General features: G+C 70.2%; 18 protein-coding genes. 9 read left to right on the top strand and 9 right to left on the bottom strand.

The window, feature by feature from the left end; all coding sequences use genetic code 11:
- The first annotated feature begins 50 nt into the window (after positions 1 to 50).
- Both I004_RS34870 and I004_RS0119345 read left to right on the top strand, forming a co-directional pair.
- Positions 51 to 542 (top strand): ATP-binding protein, encoded by a 492-nt coding sequence (locus tag I004_RS34870; protein WP_051345200.1) that lies wholly within the window; start codon positions 51 to 53, stop codon positions 540 to 542.
- 33 nt (positions 543 to 575) lie between these two features.
- Positions 576 to 1484 carry a MerR family transcriptional regulator gene (locus I004_RS0119345; RefSeq protein WP_028436853.1) on the top strand — a complete coding sequence of 303 codons (909 nt, stop codon included), beginning with the start codon at positions 576 to 578 and terminating at the stop codon, positions 1482 to 1484.
- 63 nt (positions 1485 to 1547) lie between these two features.
- Here I004_RS0119345 and I004_RS37620 read toward each other — a convergent pair whose 3' ends face one another.
- The 4 genes from I004_RS37620 to I004_RS0119365 form a co-directional block, all read right to left on the bottom strand.
- Positions 1548 to 2822 carry a hypothetical protein gene (locus I004_RS37620; RefSeq protein WP_158677056.1) on the bottom strand — a complete coding sequence of 425 codons (1275 nt, stop codon included), beginning with the start codon at positions 2820 to 2822 and terminating at the stop codon, positions 1548 to 1550.
- A 243-nt stretch (positions 2823 to 3065) separates the two neighbouring features.
- Complete coding sequence (locus tag I004_RS0119355; RefSeq protein WP_028436854.1) at positions 3066 to 4310, bottom strand: BtrH N-terminal domain-containing protein; 1245 nt, start codon at positions 4308 to 4310, stop codon at positions 3066 to 3068.
- Positions 4311 to 4545: 235 nt separating this feature from the next.
- A complete protein-coding gene (gene aceB, locus I004_RS0119360; RefSeq protein ID WP_028436855.1) occupies positions 4546 to 6174 on the bottom strand; it encodes a malate synthase A in 1629 nt (542 codons plus the stop codon).
- A gap of 427 nt (positions 6175 to 6601) precedes the next feature.
- The gene (locus tag I004_RS0119365; RefSeq protein ID WP_051345202.1) at positions 6602 to 7237 is read right to left on the bottom strand and encodes a nucleotidyltransferase family protein; all 636 of its coding nucleotides are present in this window, start codon (positions 7235 to 7237) and stop codon (positions 6602 to 6604) included.
- A gap of 330 nt (positions 7238 to 7567) precedes the next feature.
- Here I004_RS0119365 and I004_RS0119370 point away from each other — a divergent pair, with 330 nt between their 5' ends.
- The 4 genes from I004_RS0119370 to I004_RS0119385 all read left to right on the top strand — a co-directional run bounded on the left by I004_RS0119370 (position 7568) and on the right by I004_RS0119385 (position 11736).
- Entirely contained in the window at positions 7568 to 7867 is a 300-nt protein-coding gene (locus tag I004_RS0119370) for a DUF5955 family protein (RefSeq protein WP_486580131.1), read from the top strand.
- A 319-nt stretch (positions 7868 to 8186) separates the two neighbouring features.
- Complete coding sequence (locus I004_RS0119375) at positions 8187 to 8915, top strand: BPL-N domain-containing protein (RefSeq protein WP_486580143.1); 729 nt, start codon at positions 8187 to 8189, stop codon at positions 8913 to 8915.
- Between the two features lie 386 nt (positions 8916 to 9301).
- A complete protein-coding gene (locus tag I004_RS0119380) occupies positions 9302 to 10687 on the top strand; it encodes a DUF1996 domain-containing protein (RefSeq protein ID WP_028436859.1) in 1386 nt (461 codons plus the stop codon).
- A 146-nt stretch (positions 10688 to 10833) separates the two neighbouring features.
- Entirely contained in the window at positions 10834 to 11736 is a 903-nt protein-coding gene (locus I004_RS0119385) for a cellulose binding domain-containing protein (RefSeq protein ID WP_037976919.1), read from the top strand.
- Positions 11737 to 11816: 80 nt separating this feature from the next.
- Here I004_RS0119385 and I004_RS0119390 read toward each other — a convergent pair whose 3' ends face one another.
- A complete protein-coding gene (locus tag I004_RS0119390) occupies positions 11817 to 12632 on the bottom strand; it encodes an IclR family transcriptional regulator (RefSeq protein WP_028436861.1) in 816 nt (271 codons plus the stop codon).
- 200 nt (positions 12633 to 12832) lie between these two features.
- Here I004_RS0119390 and allB point away from each other — a divergent pair, with 200 nt between their 5' ends.
- The 3 genes from allB to I004_RS0119405 all read left to right on the top strand — a co-directional run bounded on the left by allB (position 12833) and on the right by I004_RS0119405 (position 15914).
- The gene (allB, locus tag I004_RS34880) at positions 12833 to 14242 is read left to right on the top strand and encodes an allantoinase AllB (protein ID WP_051345204.1); all 1410 of its coding nucleotides are present in this window, start codon (positions 12833 to 12835) and stop codon (positions 14240 to 14242) included.
- Positions 14239 to 15423: an allantoicase gene (gene alc, locus I004_RS0119400; RefSeq protein WP_078511460.1), complete on the top strand. Its 1185-nt coding sequence runs from the start codon at positions 14239 to 14241 to the stop codon at positions 15421 to 15423. The genes allB and alc overlap by 4 nt, the downstream gene beginning before the upstream one ends.
- A 62-nt stretch (positions 15424 to 15485) precedes the next feature.
- Positions 15486 to 15914, top strand: coding sequence for a ribonuclease domain-containing protein (locus tag I004_RS0119405; protein WP_028436863.1), 429 nt, complete (start codon positions 15486 to 15488; stop codon positions 15912 to 15914).
- Between the two features lie 24 nt (positions 15915 to 15938).
- Here I004_RS0119405 and I004_RS34885 read toward each other — a convergent pair whose 3' ends face one another.
- The 4 genes from I004_RS34885 to I004_RS0119425 all read right to left on the bottom strand — a co-directional run bounded on the left by I004_RS34885 (position 15939) and on the right by I004_RS0119425 (position 20953).
- Positions 15939 to 17396 (bottom strand): glycoside hydrolase family 30 beta sandwich domain-containing protein, encoded by a 1458-nt coding sequence (locus I004_RS34885; protein ID WP_051345205.1) that lies wholly within the window; start codon positions 17394 to 17396, stop codon positions 15939 to 15941.
- A 78-nt stretch (positions 17397 to 17474) separates the two neighbouring features.
- Complete coding sequence (locus I004_RS0119415) at positions 17475 to 18863, bottom strand: GH1 family beta-glucosidase (RefSeq protein WP_051345206.1); 1389 nt, start codon at positions 18861 to 18863, stop codon at positions 17475 to 17477.
- A 169-nt stretch (positions 18864 to 19032) separates the two neighbouring features.
- On the bottom strand, positions 19033 to 19947 hold the full coding sequence (locus I004_RS0119420; protein WP_028436865.1) for a carbohydrate ABC transporter permease: 915 nt from the start codon (positions 19945 to 19947) through the stop codon (positions 19033 to 19035).
- Positions 19940 to 20953, bottom strand: a complete 1014-nt coding sequence (locus tag I004_RS0119425) for a carbohydrate ABC transporter permease (protein ID WP_028436866.1) — start codon at positions 20951 to 20953, stop codon at positions 19940 to 19942. The genes I004_RS0119420 and I004_RS0119425 overlap by 8 nt, the downstream gene beginning before the upstream one ends.
- Between the last annotated feature and the right edge of the window lie 43 nt (positions 20954 to 20996).

Here is a 20996-nt window from a genome sequence, read left to right on the forward strand (position 1 = left end):
ACGGGTGACGGTGCTGGTCAACTCGCTTGTTGAGGCGGCAGGTTGGGCGCATGCCAGCCCGAACCCCGGCCCCCGACGCCGTCACCGTAAGTGTGTTCGCCCAGCGATTCAGCGCCACCCGGCGCGGTGCCAGGCTCGCCCGGCACCTGACCCTGCACCAACTGGACGTGTGGGGAGTCCCCTACGGCTGCGGGTCGTCGGACGACATCGCGGCCGTGGTCGGGGAACTCGCCGCCAACGCCGTCCTCCACGGCCGCGTGGCGGGACGGGACTTCGGTCTGGTGCTGCGGTTCGGCGGCGACCACGTCCGGGTGGAGGTCACAGACACGAGGAGCGAGCGCCGGCCGACCGCGCCGGACCGGGTGGCCGAGCCCGTACCCGAGTCGGAGTCGGGGCGGGGGCTGCTGCTCGTCTCGGCGCTTGCCGCCCGCTGGGGAGTCACGGACAACGCGCCCGCGCCCGGCAAGACCGTGTGGGCGGAGATCGGGCTGCCGCCCGCACCGAGTGCCCCCTCCCGCCGTGGCCGCACGGAAAGGGCTTGAGTCTCCAGCCGCTGGAAGGTCCAGACTCCCGGTATGAGCGACGAACACACCGAGTTCCTGACCATCGGCCGGCTCGCCGACCGCACGGATGTCTCCGTGCGCACGATCCGCTACTGGTCGGACGTGGGCGTGCTGACACCGCTGCGGCGCTCCGAGGGCGGCTACCGGCTCTACGGTGCCGAAGCCGTCGCGCGCCTCGAACTCATCCGGACGCTGCGGGAGTTGGGGCTGAGTCTGGACGAGGTGAGCCGCGTGGTGCGCAGCGAGGCGACGGTCGCCGAGGTCGCCGCCACCCATGTCGCCGCTCTCGATGCCCGGATACGGGCCCTGAAGGTGGGCCGGGCCGTCCTGGCGACGGTCGCGGAACGGGGATCCACAGCCGAGGAGACAGCGCTGATGAACAGACTCGCGCGACTCTCGGTCGCCGAAAGAAGGAACATCATCGAGGACTTCATGAAGGAGGTGTCCGACGGTCTGGAAGGCACCGCGGACATGCGTGAGGGTCTGCGGAGACGTCCCGTCGAACTTCCCGACGACCCCACCACCGAGCAGGTCGACGCCTGGCTCCAGCTGGCCGAACTCCTGCAGGACGGGGAATTCCGCTCCCTCATGCGCCGGATGCTGGAGCTGAACCCGAAGGGGAGTCCCGGCGGCTCCATATGGTTCACCCTGCACGTGGTGGAAGCCGTCAGGGAGGCCCGGGAGTCGGGCGTGGAGCCGGACGGTGCCGAGGCATCGGCCGTTCTGGAGCGACTCTTCCGGGACGCGGACCGTGGCGCCGTCCTGGAGAGCCTGGAGGCCGGGCTGGAGGCGGGAGCCGAGCGGTACCGGCACCTCCTCCGGGTCGTCAGGGGACATCCGGCGGGGCCGTCACGCGACGCGGATCACGAGTGGCTCGCTCGGGCGCTGCGAGCCGAGATCCGGCGCGTGACGGCGAGTTGAACGGGGTCGGAGTATGGGGGTCCGCTCGCCCTCACGTCATGACATCCGGTCAGCGGGTGACTCTCATCCGTCCGACGCGTCCGGGCGTACGTAGGTCAGCCGGGGCTCGTTCTCCGCCTTCTGGGTGAAGGACTTGCCGTCGGCGGACAAGGTGAACTGGACGCTCTTCGGGGGGCAGTTGGCGCCCGGCTCGCCCTCGATGACCTTCGGGGGACGGGAGGCCACGTTGGACAGCGTGTCCACCCGGAATGTGTACAACTCGGCCCGGGCCACGCAGTGTTCGCCCTTCAGATTGGTGAAGACCGCGACCGGCTCCCTCGGCCGGGGTTCCTTGATGGTGACTCGCTGGCTGCCGTCCTCGAGCTCCCAGCTGCCCAGCCAGTCCTTGTCCACGCTGTTGACCGGCTCGGGAGGATCCGGCAGTTCGCGTTCGGCCTGGTCGGGCTTCGTCCTGGTGAAGGTGAGTTTCGAGACCTGGAAACTCAGCCGGGTGCCGGCCTTGCCGAGTTTCATGAACTCGAACTCCCCGTACATGGGGCACTCCTCGGATCGCTCTCCCGACTCGCGGGAGACGGCGGTGAATTCGCCGACGTTCCTGCGGTTGGGGTGGAGACCGGCGCGGGTCACACACCGGTCGCCGGAACGGGAGAAGAACGTCGCCACGCCCCCGTTGCCGCTCCTCTGGACGGCCAGTCGCTGTGAGCCGTCCTCGGACTTCCAGCTGCCGAAGAACCTCTCGTCGAGCTTTCGGGCAGGCCGGGCCTTCTCGGTCGGGCCGGAGAACCCGCCCTTCTCCGACCACTGCAGAGTCTTGATCTTCTCCTCTGTGTAGAACAGGAAGGCGGCGCGCTCACCTCCTGCTCCGACGTTCGCCTTGTCCCAGCCGTCGAAGCCGTCCTGCCGGTTCACGCCCCATTCGGTGAACGCGCCCGTTCCCACGGCGGCGATCGACTCCTCCGGCGGCTCGCCGTCGTGGCAGAACTGGCCGAAGTCCGCGATCACGGCGACCGTGCCCTCGGTGGCCGCGAGTTCGATGCTCTGGCAGGCGTCTTTGTCCGACTTGTGGATCAGCTTCGTCGCAGACCACTTCTTGGTCCCGGGGTCGTAGTGCCGCTCGCCCAGACCCTTGTTGTCGACGTAGCGGATCTCCACCTGGTTGCCGTCCGGCAGTTCGATGGTCGCTTGCTCGTCGCCCTCGGCGCGTATCGCGGCCTTCGTCGGAGTGCCCTGCGCGGAGGTGGATCCGGCGTTCGTGATGGCGAACACTCCCCAGCCGACGCCCGTCAGCACCGCAACGACGCCCCCGACGGTGAGTGCCCCAGCAGTACGGCTACGCATGCGTCCCCCAGCTTGTCCGCTCGCGGTCCGGTGCGGTCAGCACCCTTGGGGGAGACGGACGGGGCGGGGGAGACGGCCGGTTGCGCAGAGCCTGGAGGCACTCGATGTCGATGCCCTAACGTGACGCGGCCGTTCTCGGCGGGATGCCTGCCGGACCGATCTGTCGCGCTTGTCCGGCCGTCGGCCGCCGCCCGCCGTCCGGGGACGAGGGCGACGGCCGGGAACGCGACGCCCGTTGGGCCGCTACTTCTTCATGAGGAGTTCGACCGCGGTGCGTTCGAGGCCCGCGCACGACTCGACGGCGTCCGCCATCTCGTCGAACAGCTGCCGCCGCGTGCTCCCGTCCGGTGCGTCGTACTCCGCGGCGAGGGCCTCCGCCCGCTCTTCGAGGGCGCGGATCTCCGTGGCCGCGGCCCTTCCCTGCGACATGATCAGCTGCATCCGCTCCTCGCAGATCTCGGTGTAGTCACCGAGCTGCGAGACGGTCTCGAGGGCCAGCGCCGCCAGCCGCTCCCAGCCGCGCCCCGACTCGCCGAAGAGCCCGGCCGCTTCCTGATGGCCGGCCAGTTCCAGGAAGCGCGCGTACAGGGGGCGGGTGGCCCCGGGGGAGGTGTACTCGAGCTCCAGGCACTCGTAGAGCCTGCGCACACCGTGGAAGAAGGGGATCGCAGCGCCGAAGCGCCGCTCCCACCCCGACTTCGTCCTGGCGTCCCGCAGTTGGGAGGCCAGCTTGTCCATGCCGGAGAAGCCGAAGTTGACGTCGAAGCTGTTGCCGAGCACGGGCCCGGTCAGATGCGCACAGGTGGTCGCGATCGCCCCGGCCACCTCGGGCTCACCCGAAGGCGGGCCGGACGGCACGATCATCTGGTGCCGCCCCTTCTTGTGCGAGGACCACGCCTCGCCGAACTCCTCGGTGCCGATGGCGTGCGGCATGACCGACTCGTCGTCGACGTACAGGGTGTCGCCGTCATACCCGGCGATCACGACGGTGTACGGGTCGTTCCCGAAGCCGGGCACCATCCCGTGCCAGGGCAGCCGTGACTTGTCCACGGTGCAGAAGACGGGACGGCCCTCGTCCAGTGCCGCACGGACCCGCTCCCAGCGGGGCTTGGTGCTGTGCTGTTCCTTCCAGGGGACGCCGAGCCGGTCCAGGGCCGCAGGCACCCAGGGCTCGGGGTGGTGCTGCGCGACGATCGTCATCATCGGCGGAATGTCCTTGTACTCGAAGACGAAGTACATGAACCCGATGCCGCCGGCCAGACCCGCGACCAGCGCCTCGTCGTGGACACCGCCGAGCGCGTGCCGGACGAGGGACGCCTCGTGGTGCTGGTCCGTCCCGAACTCCCCGTAGACCAGGCCGCTCGGCTGGGCAGGGGCCTCGGCACGGGCCGCCTGGGCCAGTACGTGCCGCCGGGCCGTCGTGTACGACTCTCCGGTACGGGCCATCCGTTGCCGTACCAGCTTCTTGAGCGCTCGCTGCTCCGTCATCGTCGATCCTCTCAGGGCACACGATGCGAGCCCCTCACGCGGGCCCACCACCGTCGCCACGAAAGGACAGGCCGACAAGGCAGACAAAGGAACACGCCCGCGATGACAAGGAGATCACCTTCGCCTCCGCGCTGCCCCGCAGCGTGAGTGCCGGGTCAGGAGGTCGGGCGCACAGGCGGCGCCGGAGGCGCAGTCTAGCCCTTCGTCTCCTGCCCCGGCACTCGGCGGAGCGGAATCAGCCGAGCAGCTCGTACGCGGGCAGCGTCAGGAACGCCTCGTACTTCTCGTCGAGCGCGACCCGCAGCAGCAGGTCGTGGGCCCGCTGCCACTCGCCCGCCTCGAAGTCGGCGGCTCCTGACTCCTCGCGCAGCTGCGCGAGGTCCTCGTCCGCGACGCGGCGCACCAGCTCGGGCGTGACGCGCTGTTCGCCCTCCGGGGTGTCGGGGAGCACCACGCCGGCGTTGACCCACTGCCAGATCTGCGAGCGCGAGATCTCCGCGGTGGCGGCGTCCTCCATGAGGCCGAAGATGGCGACGGCGCCCCCGCCGCGCAGCCAGGACTCGATGTAACGCGTGCCGACCTGGACCGCGTTGCGCAGGCCCGCGTACGTCGGCTTCGCGTCGGTGGAGTCGACGGCGAGCAGTTCGGCGGCGTTGACCTCCACGTCCTCGCGCAGCCTGTCCTTCTGGTTGGGACGGTCGCCGAGGACCGCGTCGAAGGACTCCTGCGCGACGCTGACCAGGTCGGGGTGCGCGACCCAGGAACCGTCGAAGCCGTCCGCTGCCTCGCGGTCCTTGTCGGCCCGGACCTTGGCGAAGGCCTTCTCGTTGGCCTCGGGGTCGCGCCGGTTGGGGATCTGGGCGGCCATGCCTCCTATGGCGTGGGCACCGCGCTTGTGGCAGGTGCGCACGAGCAGTTCGGTGTAGGCGCGCATGAACGGGGCCGTCATCGTCACCGAGTTGCGGTCCGGCAGGACGAACTTGGAGCCGGCGTCACGGAAGTTCTTGACGATGGAGAAGAGGTAGTCCCAGCGGCCGGCGTTCAAACCTGAGGCGTGGTCGCGCAGTTCGTAGAGGATCTCGTCCATCTCGTACGCCGCGGTGATCGTCTCGATCAGCACGGTGGCCCGGACGGTGCCCTGCGGGATACCGCAGAAGTCCTGGGCGAAGACGAAGATCTCGTTCCACAGCCTGGCCTCGAGGTGCGACTCCAGCTTGGGCAGGTAGAAGTACGGGCCCTTGCCCATGTCGATCAGGCGCTGCGCGTTGTGGAAGAAGTAGAGGCCGAAGTCGACGAGGGCGCCGGGGACTTGCTCGCCGTCCACCCGGAGATGGCGCTCGTTGAGGTGCCATCCGCGCGGACGCATGACGACGGCGGGCATGCTCTCGGCCGGGCCGAGCTTGTAGGACTTGCCCGAATTCTCGTCGGTGAAGTCGATGGTGCGCTCGTAGGCGGAGATCAGGTTGAGCTGTCCGCCGACGACGTTCTCCCACGTGGGGGCGGAGGCGTCCTCGAAGTCCGCGAGCCACACCTTGGCTCCGGAGTTGCACGCGTTGATGGTCATCTTGCGGTCGGTGGGACCGGTGATCTCGACGCGGCGGTCCTGAAGCGCCTCGGGGCAGTCGGCCACCTGCCAGTCGCCGTCACGGATGTGCGCGGTGTTGGGCAGGAAGTCGAGGGTAGAGGTGCGGGCGATCTCCGCACGCCGCTCCGCGCGCTGGGTCATCAGCTCGTCGCGGCTCGGTGTGAACCGGCGGTGCAGGGCGGCGAGGAAGTCGAGCGCCGCTTCGGTCAGCACCTCCTCCTGGCGCTCCACGGGAGTCGCATCGACGATCTCGACGGCTGAGGGCGCTCCTGCGGGCATGGTGGGTCACTCCTTAGGGCGGCGTGCGGTCACGGCCGCCGATTGCGTGCGTCCGGCACGGAGTGCCGCGGGCCGAGCGGCGCTCGTGGAAGCGGTCCGGTTCCTCGGGGAGAGAAACGCAAACGCTTCTGAACAGTGGAGACTAGTTTCCTTATGGTGGAACAATCAAGGGTCTGTTGACGTCGAGAGACACCTCTCACCCTCTCCCCTGTTCCGCCCGGTGGCCCTGGGTGCCATCCCGAAGGGGCCGCAGTGCCCCGGGCGGGAGGCGAGGGTGGAGGCTGGGTTCCGCGGTCGTGCGCGGCGAAACCCGAGCGCATACCGAAGCCCCGGCATCCGCCTCGTGCCCTCACCCGCCGACCGGAATTCGTGCCGCGGCCCGAGTTCTCGGTCGGCGCATCCGGCGGCGCCCCGCGCGCCGCCCCGCTCACGAGCCGATCCGCTTCAGGCGCTCCAGATCCAGAGGGGTGTCGATGTCCGTGGGGTCGGCGATGTCGCCGCACTCGACCAGCTCGATCTCGTCCGCACGCGTGGAGAGATAGGCACGCGCCCCCTGGTCCCCCTCCGCGCTCTTCGCGATCCCCGTCCAGTGCTCCGATCCGAACAGCACGGGATGTCCACGGCGCCCGCCGTAGGACGCGGCTGCCAGCGTGGCGGGGGAGCGGCAGGCCGAGCGCACGCGGGTGACCGCACCCGGGCCGATCCACGGCTGGTCGACGAGCAGAAGGACGGCCGCGTCCGTGCCCGTACCGGTGAGCGAGTCCAGGCCGACCCGCAGAGAGGAGCCCATCCCCGACTCCCAGTACGGGTTGTCGAGCACCGTGCAGCCGGAGAGTTCCGCCCGTGCCCGTACCTGCCCTGCGGCCGCGCCCAGCACCACGTGCACGCGGTCGCAGCCACCGGCACGCAGGGTCCGCACCGCGTGCTCGATCAACGGCCGTCCGCGCAGGGGCAGCAGCGCCTTGGGCCGCCCGCCCAGGCGCCGTCCGCCGCCCGCCGCGAGCAGCAGCCCGGCGACCACGGGGGCCGGCCGGTCTTCCTCCTCGTACCGCTCGCCCGTCATCCGGATCTCTCCTCTTGCCGTGCCCGTCCTTGAGCCGGTCCCCCCGCCCGTCCGTCTCCTCCGTCCCGATGCCGCAGTCTCGCCGCAGAGGCGCGTGTGCGACAGCTGTGCACCTCCATAACGCACGATTGTGTACGAGTCGCGCAAGGCGTTGCGAACTTGACGTTGCACGCCCCGAATTTCGCGCTCCGTGTGGCGCGATGTGCAGAGAGTGGCGTTTACTTGGGCGAGCCGGCCGCGTTCGGTCCTGTGGGGGATGGGCGCGCGGCATCATCTGTGTGGGGGCGAACTGTGGCGCGAAGCGATGCTGTGGGGCAGCGTGCGATACCTGTGGCCGACAGCGGGGACGATCCCCGCGTCGCCGGGCTGGGTGCTGCCGTGGCCCGTCTCCGGGCCGAACTGGACGCTTATCCCGCCCAGTTGTACGACAGGTACGCGGCCGAGGGCGAACTCGCCGCCCTCGCCGATCAGGTCGCCGAGGGTGTTCCCACAACCGAGGTCCTGCGCAGCTCCCTGCTGCAGATCGTGGCCGCCATCGGTTCGGTGAGCGCTCTCGCGGATGCGCTCTTGGCGCTGCGGAACGCGATCGAGCTCTTCGGCGAACCGCTGGGCTTCCAGGGCGTCAACTAGCGTCCGTCCCAAGGCGGTTCCGGTACGGAGCGGTCGATGCAGGAGCGTGATCGTCGCTTGGCGGTGACGCCGGGCGGCCGACTCCCGTGACGGCTTCTGCCCGCTCGGCAACGACCCGTCTCTGATCCTCGGTGAGCGACCCGGTGTGCGCTGCCGGCAGCCATCCACCGCATCCTCCGCATCTTCCGTGTGATCGAGCCCCGCGGCCATGCGGCCCGGCAGTCATGCATGGCTCGCCAGCCAGATCTAGGCTCTGATCGTGATGCCCCCCGTGCCCTCCATCGACCGGCGGCGGCTGCTCACCCGTGCGTTCCCTGCGGTGGCTGCGACCTTGCTGACCGCCGGCGCCTGCTCACGGACCGGCGCCCGGCCGCAAGCCGAGCCGCTCCTGGCATTGGTCTACCGCGGACCTGCGGCCAGTGAGGGATGCCCGGAGGCCGTGGCTGCTCTCCTGAAGAGGGCCTCGCGCCCGTTCACCGTCAGGTACGTCGGCCCCGAGGAGGACGTGCCCCTGACCGCCACCGGTCTGGCGGACGCCGACGTGTACGCCCAGCCCGGCGGCGGCGACGACCTCGACGGGGCCTGGGAGGAGCTGAAGGGTGCCGCAGGGCCGATCCGGGACTGGACGCGGGACGGCGGCCGCTACCTCGGATTCTGCATGGGTGGCTATCTGGCCGGGAGGGACCCGGGTTTCGGCCTGCTGCCCGGCGACACCGACGAGTACATCGCCTCCCCCGGCGCCTCGGTCCACGACGGGCGGGACACGGTCGTGGCGGTGAGATGGAAGGACGAGCGGCGTCACATGTACTTCCAGGACGGGCCGGTCTTCAACCTGGACGACGGTGCCGACGCGTCCGTGCTCGCCACCTACGACAACGGGACCTCGGCTGCCGTCGTCGTGCCGTACGGCAAGGGCCGGGTCGGAGTGGTGGGGCCCCACCCGGAGGCCGACAGGTCCTGGTACTCGGACGAAGGGCTGAGGAATCCCGACGGCGTGCGCTTCGATCTCGGTCTCGACCTGGTCGAGGAGACCGTCCACGGACCGTGACACCCCCTCGCGGCGAGAGCTCGCGGCTTCCGGCCATCGTGGCAACACGTGCCGGGGCTCAGAACGCGACCAGTCCGGGCGGTCGTCCGGCCGGACACCTCGGCTTCGCCATCCGATCCGACCCGCCCGGGTCCCCGCCGTTCGACATGCAAGGCGGCTCCCTGACCTGCTCGCACGCCGACGGGGCAGGGGCCGGTGCCGAGCGCAGCGGAACGGCCGCGGTCGGACGTCAGGGTTTTGTCCGAGTCCTTACATGCCCATGACGCCAGGGCCCAACCGGTGGCTCACCGCACGTCGTTGAGGCGAGCGTGTTGGACCGGTGAGAGCAACCGGAGGAACGTCATCCGGCTCATCGGAGACCCATCACGCGAAAGTGAGGAACCAACGTGCGTGCTCACAAACGCAGTCGGGCCCGGCGCCACGGCATCGTCGCAGCTGTCGCGCTGCTGATCGGAGGCGGGGGAGTCGCAGCCGTCAGCGTCAGTGCCAACGCCGGCCAGAGCGGAGCGCATGCCGTCCGGACGGTCAGCTGCCCCTCCGTCGAGGACCGGCTCGAAGGCGTGCCGGCACAGGCCAAGGACGAGGTGGACCGCAATCTGGACCTGCTGAAGACCCAGGTCGAAGAAGCGAACAGCCGACTCGCCTCCTCGTCCGGCGAGGGAGGCCGGGACTTCGCCGAGAACGCCGTCCTCCGCCCCCTGAAGGCCAAGCGAACCGCCACTCTGGAACGCATATCCACCGCCGTCGGCCGCTCTGCCGACCGTCCCGAAGGTCTCGGCGTGCTCGCCCCCTGCGCGCTCGCGGCTGCGGACAAGGCCACCGGCGAAGACGCCGCAGCAGGCGGACATCCGTACGGTCACGGCAACCGGACAGGCGGCGGTGCCGAGGAAGGCGGCCCGGTCAGGGGCGACTTCGTCGACATCACCAAGGTCCCCGGCAACGTCGAGCAGCCGCAGACGGGCCCTGACGCCTCCACCGGCTCCTTCACCTCCTCCTGCGGCACCAACTCCGGCGACCAGCACAACTCCGACAACGTGATCGTGGCCCCCGGCGTGGCCAACGGCGCGCACCACACCCATGACTACGTCGGCAACAAGCAGGTCGACGGCGACTCCACCGACGGATCGCTCGCCGCCCAGGACACCACCTGCACCAACGGCGACCAGTCCACCTACTACTGGCCCGTGCTCCGCGACCGTACGAAGAAGGGCGAGGACGCCGACAAGCCGGGCGGCGGCGCCGAGGGCAATGACGGCGCGATCATCGAACCGGCATCCGTCGACATCACGTTCCGCGGAAGCCCCAGGGGTGACGTCGTCGCCATGCCACGCTTCCTGCGGATCATCACCGGTGACGCGAAGGCGTCGACGAACGGTGGCGCGAACGCCAACGCCTCCTGGTCCTGCACGGGCTTCGAGGACAAGGTCCAGCTGAAGGACAAGTACCCGGTCTGCCCTGGCGGCAGCAGGGTCGTCCGTACGTCCTCCTTCCAGAGCTGCTGGGACGGCAAGAACACCGACAGCGCCGACCACCGCTCCCACGTGGCGTTCGCCGGGGCCGACGGATCCTGCCCCGCAGGCTTCAAGGCCGTGCCGCAGCTGATCCAGCGCCTGACCTATGAGGCGCCCGATGCGCCGGACTTCGCCGTGGACACGTTCCCGGAGGAGAAGCACAAGCCGGTCACGGACCACGGCGACTTCATCAACGTCATGCAGGACGGCCTCATGAAGGAAGCGGTCGACTGCATCAACTCCGGCCGCCGCTGCGGCTGACGGAACAGCAGCCTGCCGGGCCACGACCCGGACACCGCGCCCGCTTTCCTGGACAACTGCCTGGGAACGCCTGGCCGGGGCCCAGCCCCGGCCAGGCGGGCGCCCGTACGACCCGTACCGATCGTCGTCAGAGGGGCCCTGTGAGCATGGACGATTACGAATACCCCCGCATCGTCCCCGGCCGGACGGACGGGGAGGACCTTCCCTTCGGCACTCGGCGTCCGCCCTCGCTCGTGCGGCCGTACGCCGAACTCTCCGCCCACACGGTGGAGTCGCCCCTACCGGCTGATACCGCTTCCGATGCCCCGGCGGAGCCGGGCGACGAGGTGTGGGGTCCGCTTTCCGGCGGCGGCCGCCAGGGCGGTCCCGGGCGCAAGCTCATGCGGCGGCTGACGCATGGCCCGGTGCGCGGCCTCAGGGCGGTGCGGGCCGTGACGGCGGGCGGCGGCGCGGTCGCGGTGGTGCTGCTGTTGATGGCGGTGGTCCTTCATCAGACGGGTGCATGGCCGTTCGCCCGGGACGACGGCGCGGCCGAGCGGTCCGTTCCCGACGCGAGGCTGCCTCTGCCGCCGTCGGTCGTCGGATCAGGTGGCTCCCCGTCCGGCAGCGAGGACGACGAGGACGGCGACCAGGGCCGGAGCGACGAGGACGGCCAGAGCGGCGGGGGAGACGAAGACCGCCCGGGGCAGAGCCCGTCCCCGCCGGCAGCGAGCATGCCGGCGCCCGGAGGAGGCGGCGGCCCGACGGCGAACTGCGGCTGCCGGGCCACCTGGCACGTGGACAGTCAGGGGGAGGATTTCAACGCGATGGTGCGGGTCGTCAACACCGAGAGGCAGCCGGTCCGCGCGTGGCGGATCACCTGGACCTGGCCTGCCGGTCAGCGGCTCGTCAAAGGCTGGAACGCCGGCTTCCGTGAGTCGGGCGGGGTTGTGACCGTGCGCAACGGCGACGGCAACTCACGGATCCCCGCGGGCGGTGAGACCACGTTCGGCCTCCAGGCCGCTGGAGGCGGAAGTCCCGCACCGCGCCTCGTCTGTCACGTTCTCTGAGGCCGTGCGCAGACACCGCGCCACGGTCCCAGGGTCAAGGACGGCAGGGTGCCGGCGAATCGTGCCGCCGGCGGGTCTCCTCAGGCTCCCGTGCCGCCGTTGCTCGCGAGGGCTTTGGAGAGCTGTTCGGCCACCTCGTGCATGAGCGGTACGAACTTGTCGGTCGCTGCCTCCGTGACCCTGCCCGCCGGTCCGGAGATCGAAATCGCCGCCGCCGTCGGTGAGTCGGGCACCGAGACGGCGATGCAACGCACGCCCAGCTCCTGCTCGTTGTCGTCCATCGCGTAGCCCACCTCGCGGACGTGTTCCAGTGCCGCGAGGAAGCCCTCCGGTGTGGTGATGGTCCGCTCGGTCGCCGCGGGCATGCCGGTACGGGCGAGCACCGCGCGCACCTCTTCCGGCGAGCTTCCGGCCAGCAGCGCCTTGCCCACGCCCGTGGAGTGCGGCAGCACGCGCCGTCCGACCTCGGTGAACATCCGCATCGAGTGCCGGGAGGGCACCTGCGCCACGTAGACCACCTCGTCGCCGTCGAGCAGCGCCATGTTGGCGGTCTCGCCCGTCTCCTCGACCAGCCGCGCGAGGTGTGGGCGTGCCCATGTGCCCAGCAGCCGGGAGGAACTCTCGCCGAGGCGGATGAGGCGGGGGCCGAGCGCATAGCGGCGGTTGGGGTGCTGGCGCACGTAGCCGCAGGCCACAAGGGTGCGCATCAGCCGGTGGATGGTGGGCAGGGGCAGCCCGCTGGTGCCGGAGAGCTCGCTCAGTCCGACCTCGCCGCCGGCGTCGGCCATCCGCTCCAGGAGATCGAAGGCGCGCTCGAGTGATTGGACGCCGCCCGACTGCCCCGTGGAGGCAGAGGTGGCTGCGGTGGCGGGGTTTCGCCGGTCGGACGACGGCACGTCGCGTTCCTTTCCTGCGGGTGGGGCGCATGCTACCGGCACGGGATCACCGGGCCCCGCGACCGCTGAACCTGCGGATCTGTGGGCCGATCACAGCGCTTAATTCTGCATCGCGGAATACTACTTCCATTTTGCGGAATCCGCCATGGTCGGCGTCTTGACGCGGCAAGGATCTGCCAAGAGGATCTGACATCAACAGAATGTTGAAGAGAAGGGGTGGTCAGGTGCCCGGCGTCCAACTCGTCCTGCGCTCGACGCGCGTCGTCACACCCGAGGGTACGCGGGCGGCGTCGGTGAGTGTCACGGACGGCAGGATCACGGAGGTCGGTCCGTACGACGCGCGGGTGCCGGACGGGGCAGAGCTGGTGGACGCGGGCGACGACGCGGTGCTCCCCGGACTCGTCGACACCCACGTGCACGTCAACGACCCGGGCCGAACCGAGTGGGAGGGATTCTCCACCGCCACCCGCGCCGCGGCGGCGGGCGGCATCACCACCCTCCTCGACATGCCGCTCAACTCCCTGCCGCCGACCACCACCGTCGCCCACCTCCGTACGAAGCAGCAGACCGCCCGCCCGCAGGCCCACGTCGACACCGGCTTCTGGGGCGGTGCGATCCCAGGCAACGTGGCGGACCTGCGCCCGCTCCACGAGGCGGGTGTCTTCGGATTCAAGTGCTTCCTCTCGCCCTCCGGCGTCGAGGAGTTCCCCGAACTCGGCCCCGCCGCCCTTGAGTCGGCGCTCACCGAGATCGCGGGCCTGGGCGGCCTGCTCATCGTGCACGCCGAGGACCCCTCGCACCTGGCCGCGGCACCGCAGAAGGGCGGCCCTGCCTACGCCGACTTCCTCGCCTCCCGGCCGCGTGCCGCGGAGAACGACGCGATCGCGCGGCTCATCGACCTGGCCCGGAAGCTGGACGCACGCGTCCACGTCCTGCACCTGTCCTCCGGGGACGCACTGCCGGCCATCGCACGGGCCCGCCGGGAGGGCGTGGCGATCACCGTCGAGACCTGCCCCCACTTCCTCACCCTCTCCGCCGAGGAAGTCCCGGACGGCGCGACGGAGTTCAAGTGCTGTCCGCCCATCCGCGAGCGGGCCAACCAGGACGCGCTCTGGCAGGGCCTGGCCGACGGCGACATCGACTGCGTGGTCTCCGACCACTCGCCCTGCACCGCCGAGCTCAAGGACGGCGACTTCGGTACGGCGTGGGGCGGCATCTCCTCGCTGCAGCTCGGCCTGCCGGCGGTGTGGACGGCGGCGCGCAGAAGGGGCCACACACTCGACGACGTCGTGCGCTGGATGTCCTCGGGACCCGCCCGGCTCGCCGGGCTGGACGGACGCAAGGGCGCCGTCGCGCCCGGCCACGACGCGGACTTCGCCGTTCTCGCGGCCGAGGAGAGCTTCACCGTCGACCCCGCGCGGCTGCACCACCGCAACCCCGTCACCGCCTACGCCGGCAGCACCCTGCACGGCGTCGTCCGCACAACATGGCTGCGTGGGCAGCGGATCGCCGAGGACGGCCGCCCTCTCCGGCAGAGCGGACGGCTGATCGAGCGGACCGAGTACGCCGGCAGGACCGAGACCGAGAGGACCGAGAGGCCCACCGCATGACAGACACGCGGCAAACCGCCCCCGCCCCCGCCCCCGACTCCGCGACGGCCACGGGCCCCGACTCCGTGCTCCCGCGCTTCACCGGCGACGCGAACCCGTACGGGGGTGGCGATCCCTACGCCGACTACCGCACCGCCGAGTTCCCCTTCGCCCACCTCGCGGATCTGGCCGACCGCCGGCTGGGCGCCGGAGTCGCCGCGGCCAACGACGAGTTCTTCGCGGAGCGCGAGAACCTCCTCGTGCCGGGCCGCGCCGAGTTCGACCCCGAACGCTTCGGCCACAAGGGCAAGATCATGGACGGCTGGGAGACCCGCCGCCGCCGCGGAGCCGGCGCCGACGTCCCGCACCCGACCGCGGACGACCACGACTGGGCGCTCGTGCGGCTCGGAGCGCCCGGCATCGTGCACGGGATCGTCGTCGACACCGCCCACTTCCGCGGCAACTACCCGCGCGCCGTGTCCGTCGAGGCCGCCTGCGTGCCCGGTGCGCCCTCGCCGGAGGACCTGCTCGCCGACGGCACCGAGTGGACGGTCCTCGTCCAGGAGACCGTCATCGGGGGGCACGCCGCCAACGGCTTCGCCGTCGAGGACGGCCGCCGCTTCACACATCTGCGCCTCAACCAGCACCCCGACGGCGGCATCGCGCGGCTGCGCGTGTACGGCGAAGTCGCTCCCGATCCCGAGTGGTTGGCGGCCCTGGGCACGTTCGACCTGGTGGCTCTGGAGAACGGCGGCCGTGTTCAGGACGCCTCGGACCGGTTCTACTCGCCGCCCAACAACACGATCCTGCCGGGCCGTTCACGGCAGATGGACGACGGCTGGGAGACCCGCCGCCGCCGCGACAACGGCAACGACTGGATCCGCTACGCGCTGACCGCGCAGGCCGCCGTCCGTGCCGTCGAGATCGACACCGGTTGCCTCAAGGGCAACGCTGCCGGGTGGGCGGCCCTTTCGGGCAGGGACGGTGAGGACGGCGGGTGGCGCGAGCTGCTGCCGCGCACCCGGCTTCAGCCGGACACCGCGCACCGCTTCCTGCTCCAGGACGCCCCGCCGGTGACCCATGTGCGGCTCGACATCTTCCCCGACGGCGGAATCGCGCGTCTCCGTCTGCACGGATCACTCACCGCGCAGGGCGCCCGTGACCTCGGCGAACGTCACCGGAAGGCGGCTGCCGGGAGGTGAACTCCCGCCAAAAATCCTTCACTTGGCGTTGACATGTCATCTACGCGCGTCAGAGTGGATGTATGAGATTCCCCCCACGAATCGCGCGCGTCAGCGCCCTCAGTGCCCTGTCCCTCACTCTCCTCGTCGGCGGTCCCGCCGCGATCGCGCAGGCGACCGCGGACGCCCCGAAGGCCTCCGCTCCGGCGGCCGTCGCACCCGCGGACGTCGGAAATATCTGCGAGACGAAGCTGCCGAAGGAGGCCCACGAGACGCTCGACCTCATCGACAAGGGCGGCCCCTACCCGTATCCGCAGGACGGGACCGTCTTCCAGAACCGCGAGGGCATCCTCCCGGACCAGGACGACGGCTACTACCACGAGTACACCGTTGAGACGCCCGGCTCCGACGACCGCGGAGCCAAGCGCATCGTGACCGGTGAGGAGAAGCAGGAGGACTACTTCACCGAGGACCACTACGAGTCGTTCGACAAGGTCGACTTCAGCTGCTGACGCCCGTCAGCGCCGCCCGTCCGGTCATCCGGCGGGTGCCGCGGGCCAGGTGAAGGTCGCGACGGCACCTGCCGGAAGCTCGTACGCCAGCGAGTGACCGGACTCCGTGACGGAGAACTTCCGTGCGGAATCGGCGGAGTTGAGGACGACGGCCGCCCGGGAACCGTCCGGGTTCTCGAAGACCACGTCCTCGACTCCGCCCGGCTGCTGAGTGGTCGACCCGATGCGGTGCGCGCCGCGTTCCACGAATTTGGAGACGTGGCCGAGCGTGTAGTACTCGGCGTTCCTCGCGACGTTGCCGCCGTCGATCTCGACGACGCCGTTGCACCTGGTCCCGCAGTTGCCGAAGTGCGGACCGCCGCTCTTGTCGAGAGCCATGTTCCACAGCACGACGGTCTCCGCGCCCGCCCGCATGCTGCGCACGACCAGGTTCTCCGTCTGCCACTTCAGACTGTCGGCGAACGTACGGCCCGGATCGTCGCTGTCGGTGCCCGAGCACTCGGTGAAGAAGACCCGGCTGCCCGCGTCGCGCACCTGCTGCTGCGCCTCGGGCTCACCGCCGTAGCAGTGGAAGGCCGCCCCCTGGACGCGGTCGATGTCCCCCGTCTTCTCCAGGACTTCGAGCGGGTACTCGGGCTTGTCCCAGTTGTGGTCGTAGGCGAAGAGCTCCGTGTCGAGTCCGGCCGCGGTCAGCTTGGCGTCCAACACCCGCAGGAAGTCTGCCTGTTCGGCGGCCGGCATCCCCATGGACGGGTAGGTCGTCTCGAACAGCGGCTCGTTCTGGGCCGTCAGATCGTGGACTGGCACGCCCTCCTCGGCGTACGCACGGACCGCCTTCACGAGATAGTCCGCGTACGCCTCGTGGTTCTCCGGCTTCAGGCTGCCGCCCTCCAGCTTCCCGCTGTCCTTCATCCAGGCGGGCGCCGACCAGGGCGTGCCCATGACGCGGATGTCCGGGTTGATGCCGAGGGCCTGGCGCAGCAGGGGAAGGATCTCCTTCGTGTCGCGCCCGACGGAGAAGGAGCCCTGATCGTCCTCGTAGCTGTAGTAGGGAAGTTCGGCGACGAAGTCGGAGCCGCCGAAGGGCTGGCGCAGATAGTCCAGGCCGATTCCGTCGCCGTCCGTGGAGAACAGGGACTTCATCAGTTTCTCGCGCTCGCTGTCCGGCAGTCCGCTCATCAGCCGCGCGGACGCCTCCGTGACGGACGCACCGGCACCCGTGAACTTCTGTGCGCGCTCGGTCGCGTCGACGGCGATGTCGATGTCCTGCCGCTCATCGTCGAAGGAGACGTCCTCGCCGCGCTCCAGGCGCTTGTTCCCGTCGGCGGTGGTCACCCAGACCTGGGCGGAATCGGCCGCTGCCGCCCGGGCGCCGGGTGGTCCGTCGCCGTCCGCGTGGGCGGCCCCGCCGGCGAGGACGTGGGTGCCGGCGAGCAGTGCGAAAGCGGTCGCCGAAGCGGCGAGTCTGCGTCGTTGTGTCACGGTGCGGCTCCTTCGGGTGCGGGGGCGGGAAGGGCTGGCGTTCCTGGAGGCGAGGGCCGGGAGTTGAGGCGGGACGGCCTACGCCGCCCGGCGGGCGCGGCGCCTGTGCTTGCGGATGATGTCCGCGTAGTGGTGGCCGCTGCTCTTGATCGTCCGCCGCTGGGTCGGGTAGTCCACGTGGACGAGCCCGAAGCGCTTGTCGTATCCGTAGGCCCACTCAAAGTTGTCCATCAGCGACCACGCGAAGTAGCCCACCAGCGGCACACCTTCGTCGACGGCGTCGACGCAGGCCGCCAGGTGCTCATCGAGGTAGCGGACGCGCTCCGGGTCGTCGACCTGACCGTCCGGGCCCACCACGTCCGGGTACGCGGAGCCGTTCTCGGTGACGTACAGGCGGCGGGCACCGTAGTCGTCGGTCATCCGCAGGAGCGTCTTCGTCAGGCCGGACGGGTGCACCTCCCAGTCCATGTGGGTGCGGCGTGCCCCGGCCGGTACGACCTGGCGGGCGCGGGGGAGGGCACCTCCGGGGTCGTCGGCGACGAGGTTGCGGAAGTAGTAGTTCAGGCCCAGCCAGTCCAGCGGCTCGGCGATGGTCTTCAAGTCGCCCGGCTGCTCCGGCAGTTCGACCCCGTACAGCTCCAGCATGTCCTGCGGGTAGCCGCGGCCGTGCAGCGGGTCCAACCACCAGCGGTTGGTGTGCCCGTCGGCGCGCACCGCGGCGGCGACGTCGGCCTCCTTGTCGGACGCCGGCTCGCAGTGGGTGAGGTTGTTGACGATGCCGGCCTGCGCGTCCGGCACCGCCGCGCGGATCGCCTGCACGGCCAGGCCGTGACCCAGGTGCAGGTGGTACGAGGCGCGCACCGCAGCTTCGATGTCGGTCAGCCCGGGTGCCATCGCTCCTTCCAGGTGGCCGATCCACGCGGAGCACAGCGGCTCGTTGAGCGTCGCCCAGTTCTTGACGCGGTCACCGAGCCGCTCCGCGACCTTCGAGGCGTACGAGGCGAAGTGCTCGGCGGTCTCGCGCACCGGCCAGCCGCCGCGGTCCTGGAGCGCCTGCGGCAGGTCCCAGTGGTAGAGCGTCGGGAAGGGCGTGATGCCCTCCTCCAGCAGTGCGTCGGTCAGCCGGTCGTAGAAGGCCAGCCCGGCCTCGTTGGTCCTCCCGCAGCCGCCGGGCACGACGCGCGGCCAGGCAACGGAGAACCGGTAGGCGTCCACGCCCAGTTGCTTCATCAGGGCGATGTCCTCGCGCCACCGGTGGTAGTGGTCGCAGGCCACATCGCCGGTGTCGCCGTTCGCCACGGCACCGGGGACGCGGGAGAAGGTGTCCCAGATGGACGGCTCGCGGCCGTCCTCCGCGGCGGCACCCTCGATCTGGTACGAGGCCGTGGCCACGCCCCAGAGGAAATCGGCGGGCAGCGCGAACGGTGACGTCGCCGGGGCGTGGGAGGCTTCGGTCGCTTCGGACACGGGCTTCCTTTCGTACGGGGCGAGTTGGGCCCGGACAGGCTTGTGACGGGTGACGGGTGACGGGTGACGGGTGACTGATGTCAGGAGGGCGTGCGGAGCCGTGACGGCAGGGCGGCGATGCGCCGCACCGTCACGACCCGAAGGACGGGCTCACAGGCTCACTTGACGCTCACTTCACGGCGCCCGCTGTGAGACCGGCGACGAGATAGCGCTGCAGCAGCAGGAACCCGGCGACGATGGGCACGCTCGCGACGAGCGAGGCGGCCATGACCTGGTTCCAGTACACCTGCGTCTGCGTGGCGTAGCCCTGGAGCCCGATGGCGAGGGTGCGGGTGGTCTCGTTGGTCATGACGGACGCGAAGAGGACCTCGCCCCACGCCGTCATGAACGAGTAGACGGCGACGGCGACGATGCCGGGCACCGCGGCCGGCACCACCACGCGCATCAGCGCCCCGAGCGGCCCGCAGCCGTCGGTGAGGGCCGCCTCGTCCAGGTCGCGGGGTATGGAGTCGAAGTACCCGATCAGCATCCAGATGGAGAAGGGGAGGGTGAAGGTGAGGTAGGTGACGATGAGCGCCCCGCGCGAGCCGTAGAGCGCTATGCCCGTGGCGTTGCCGAGGTTGACGAAGATGAGGAAGAGCGGCAGCAGGAAGAGGATGCCGGGGAACATCTGCGTCGAGAGGATCGTGACCGTGAACAGGCGCTTGCCGCGGAAGCGGTAGCGGCTGACGGCGTAGGCCGCGAACGTGGCGATGAGCACCGAGCACCCGGTCGCCGCGCCCGCCACGATCAGCGAGTTGAGGAAGTAGTCCGCGAGCGGCACCGTGCTCCAGATGTCGACGTACGGACTGATCGTCAACGAGCTCGGAATCCACCGGAAGCGGTCCGAGACGTCCTGAAGCGGCTTGAGCGAACTGCTCACCATGACCAGCAGCGGCGTCGCCGCGAAGATCGTGAGCAGCGTCAGGACGATGCGCCGCGTCCAGACGAAGGAGCGTGGCGGCGCCGAGGGGGAGACCGTGCGGGAGCCGTGCGTCGTGCCCTTCGCGGTCCCGCCAGGGGCGGTGGCCGTGACCTCAGACATCGCGCTTCCTCCCCGCGCCGGTCGCCAGCAGATAGCAGCCCGTCACCACGAGCAGGAAGAGCAGCAGCAGTACGGACATGGCCGAGCCGGAGCCGAAGTCCCAGGTGACGAAGGACGATTGGTAGATGTGGATCGAGACCAGGTCCGCCGCCTCCGGTGCCGACTTGCCGAACAGGATGTACGGGACGTTGAAGTCGTTGAACGTCCACAGGAACAGCACCAGCACCAGCACCTGGTTGACGGGGCGCAGCGAGGGCAGCGTGATCCGGCGGATCTGCTGCCATATCCCGGCGCCGTCGACCTGCGCTGCCTCGTACAGCTCCTTCGGGATGTTCTGCAGCGCGGCCATCAGGATGAGGAAAGCGAACGGCCAGGTGCGCCACACGGCGACGACGACCAGCGCGACGAAGCTGTTGTCGCCGATCAGCCAGAACGGTTCGGAGTCGGTGAGCCCCAACTGGTCGTGGATGACGTGGTTGACCATGCCGCCGTCGCGCTGGAGCAGGAAGGACCAGGTGATGACGGCGGTGTAGACGGGCAGCGCGTAGGGCGTCAGGAACAGCGCTCGCAGCACACCGCGTCCGCGGAAGGACTCCTGCATCAGGATCGCCGCCGTCACCCCCAGCAGCCACGCGAACGAGACCGCCAGCACCGTGAAGGCGCAGGTGACGAGGAACGAGTGCAACAGGGCTTCCCCGACAGGGGCGTTGACGTCCACGGCGATGCGGAAGTTGTCCGCACCTATCCACGGCGCCGCGCCCCAGTCGCGGATGTACTGCTGCGTCAGTTCCTTGAAGCTCATCACCACGCCGACGACCATCGGCGCCAGGTGGATGAGGATCTCCAGGACGAGGGCCGGCAGCAGCAGGAGGTACGGCAGTCCGGCCCGGCGCAGGCGGTCGGGGAGGATGCGCCTGCGCCGGGGGAGTGAGGGCCCGTTGCCGGCCGGGGCCGCCTCAGGTGCCGTCGTGCCGGCCGTGCCCGGTGGGGGGCTGAGAGTCGTCATCTGTGCGCTTGCTCCTGTGGTGCAGGGCTGGGGCCGGATCGCT

The sequence above is a fragment of the Streptomyces sp. TAA486 genome (genome assembly GCF_000426165.1).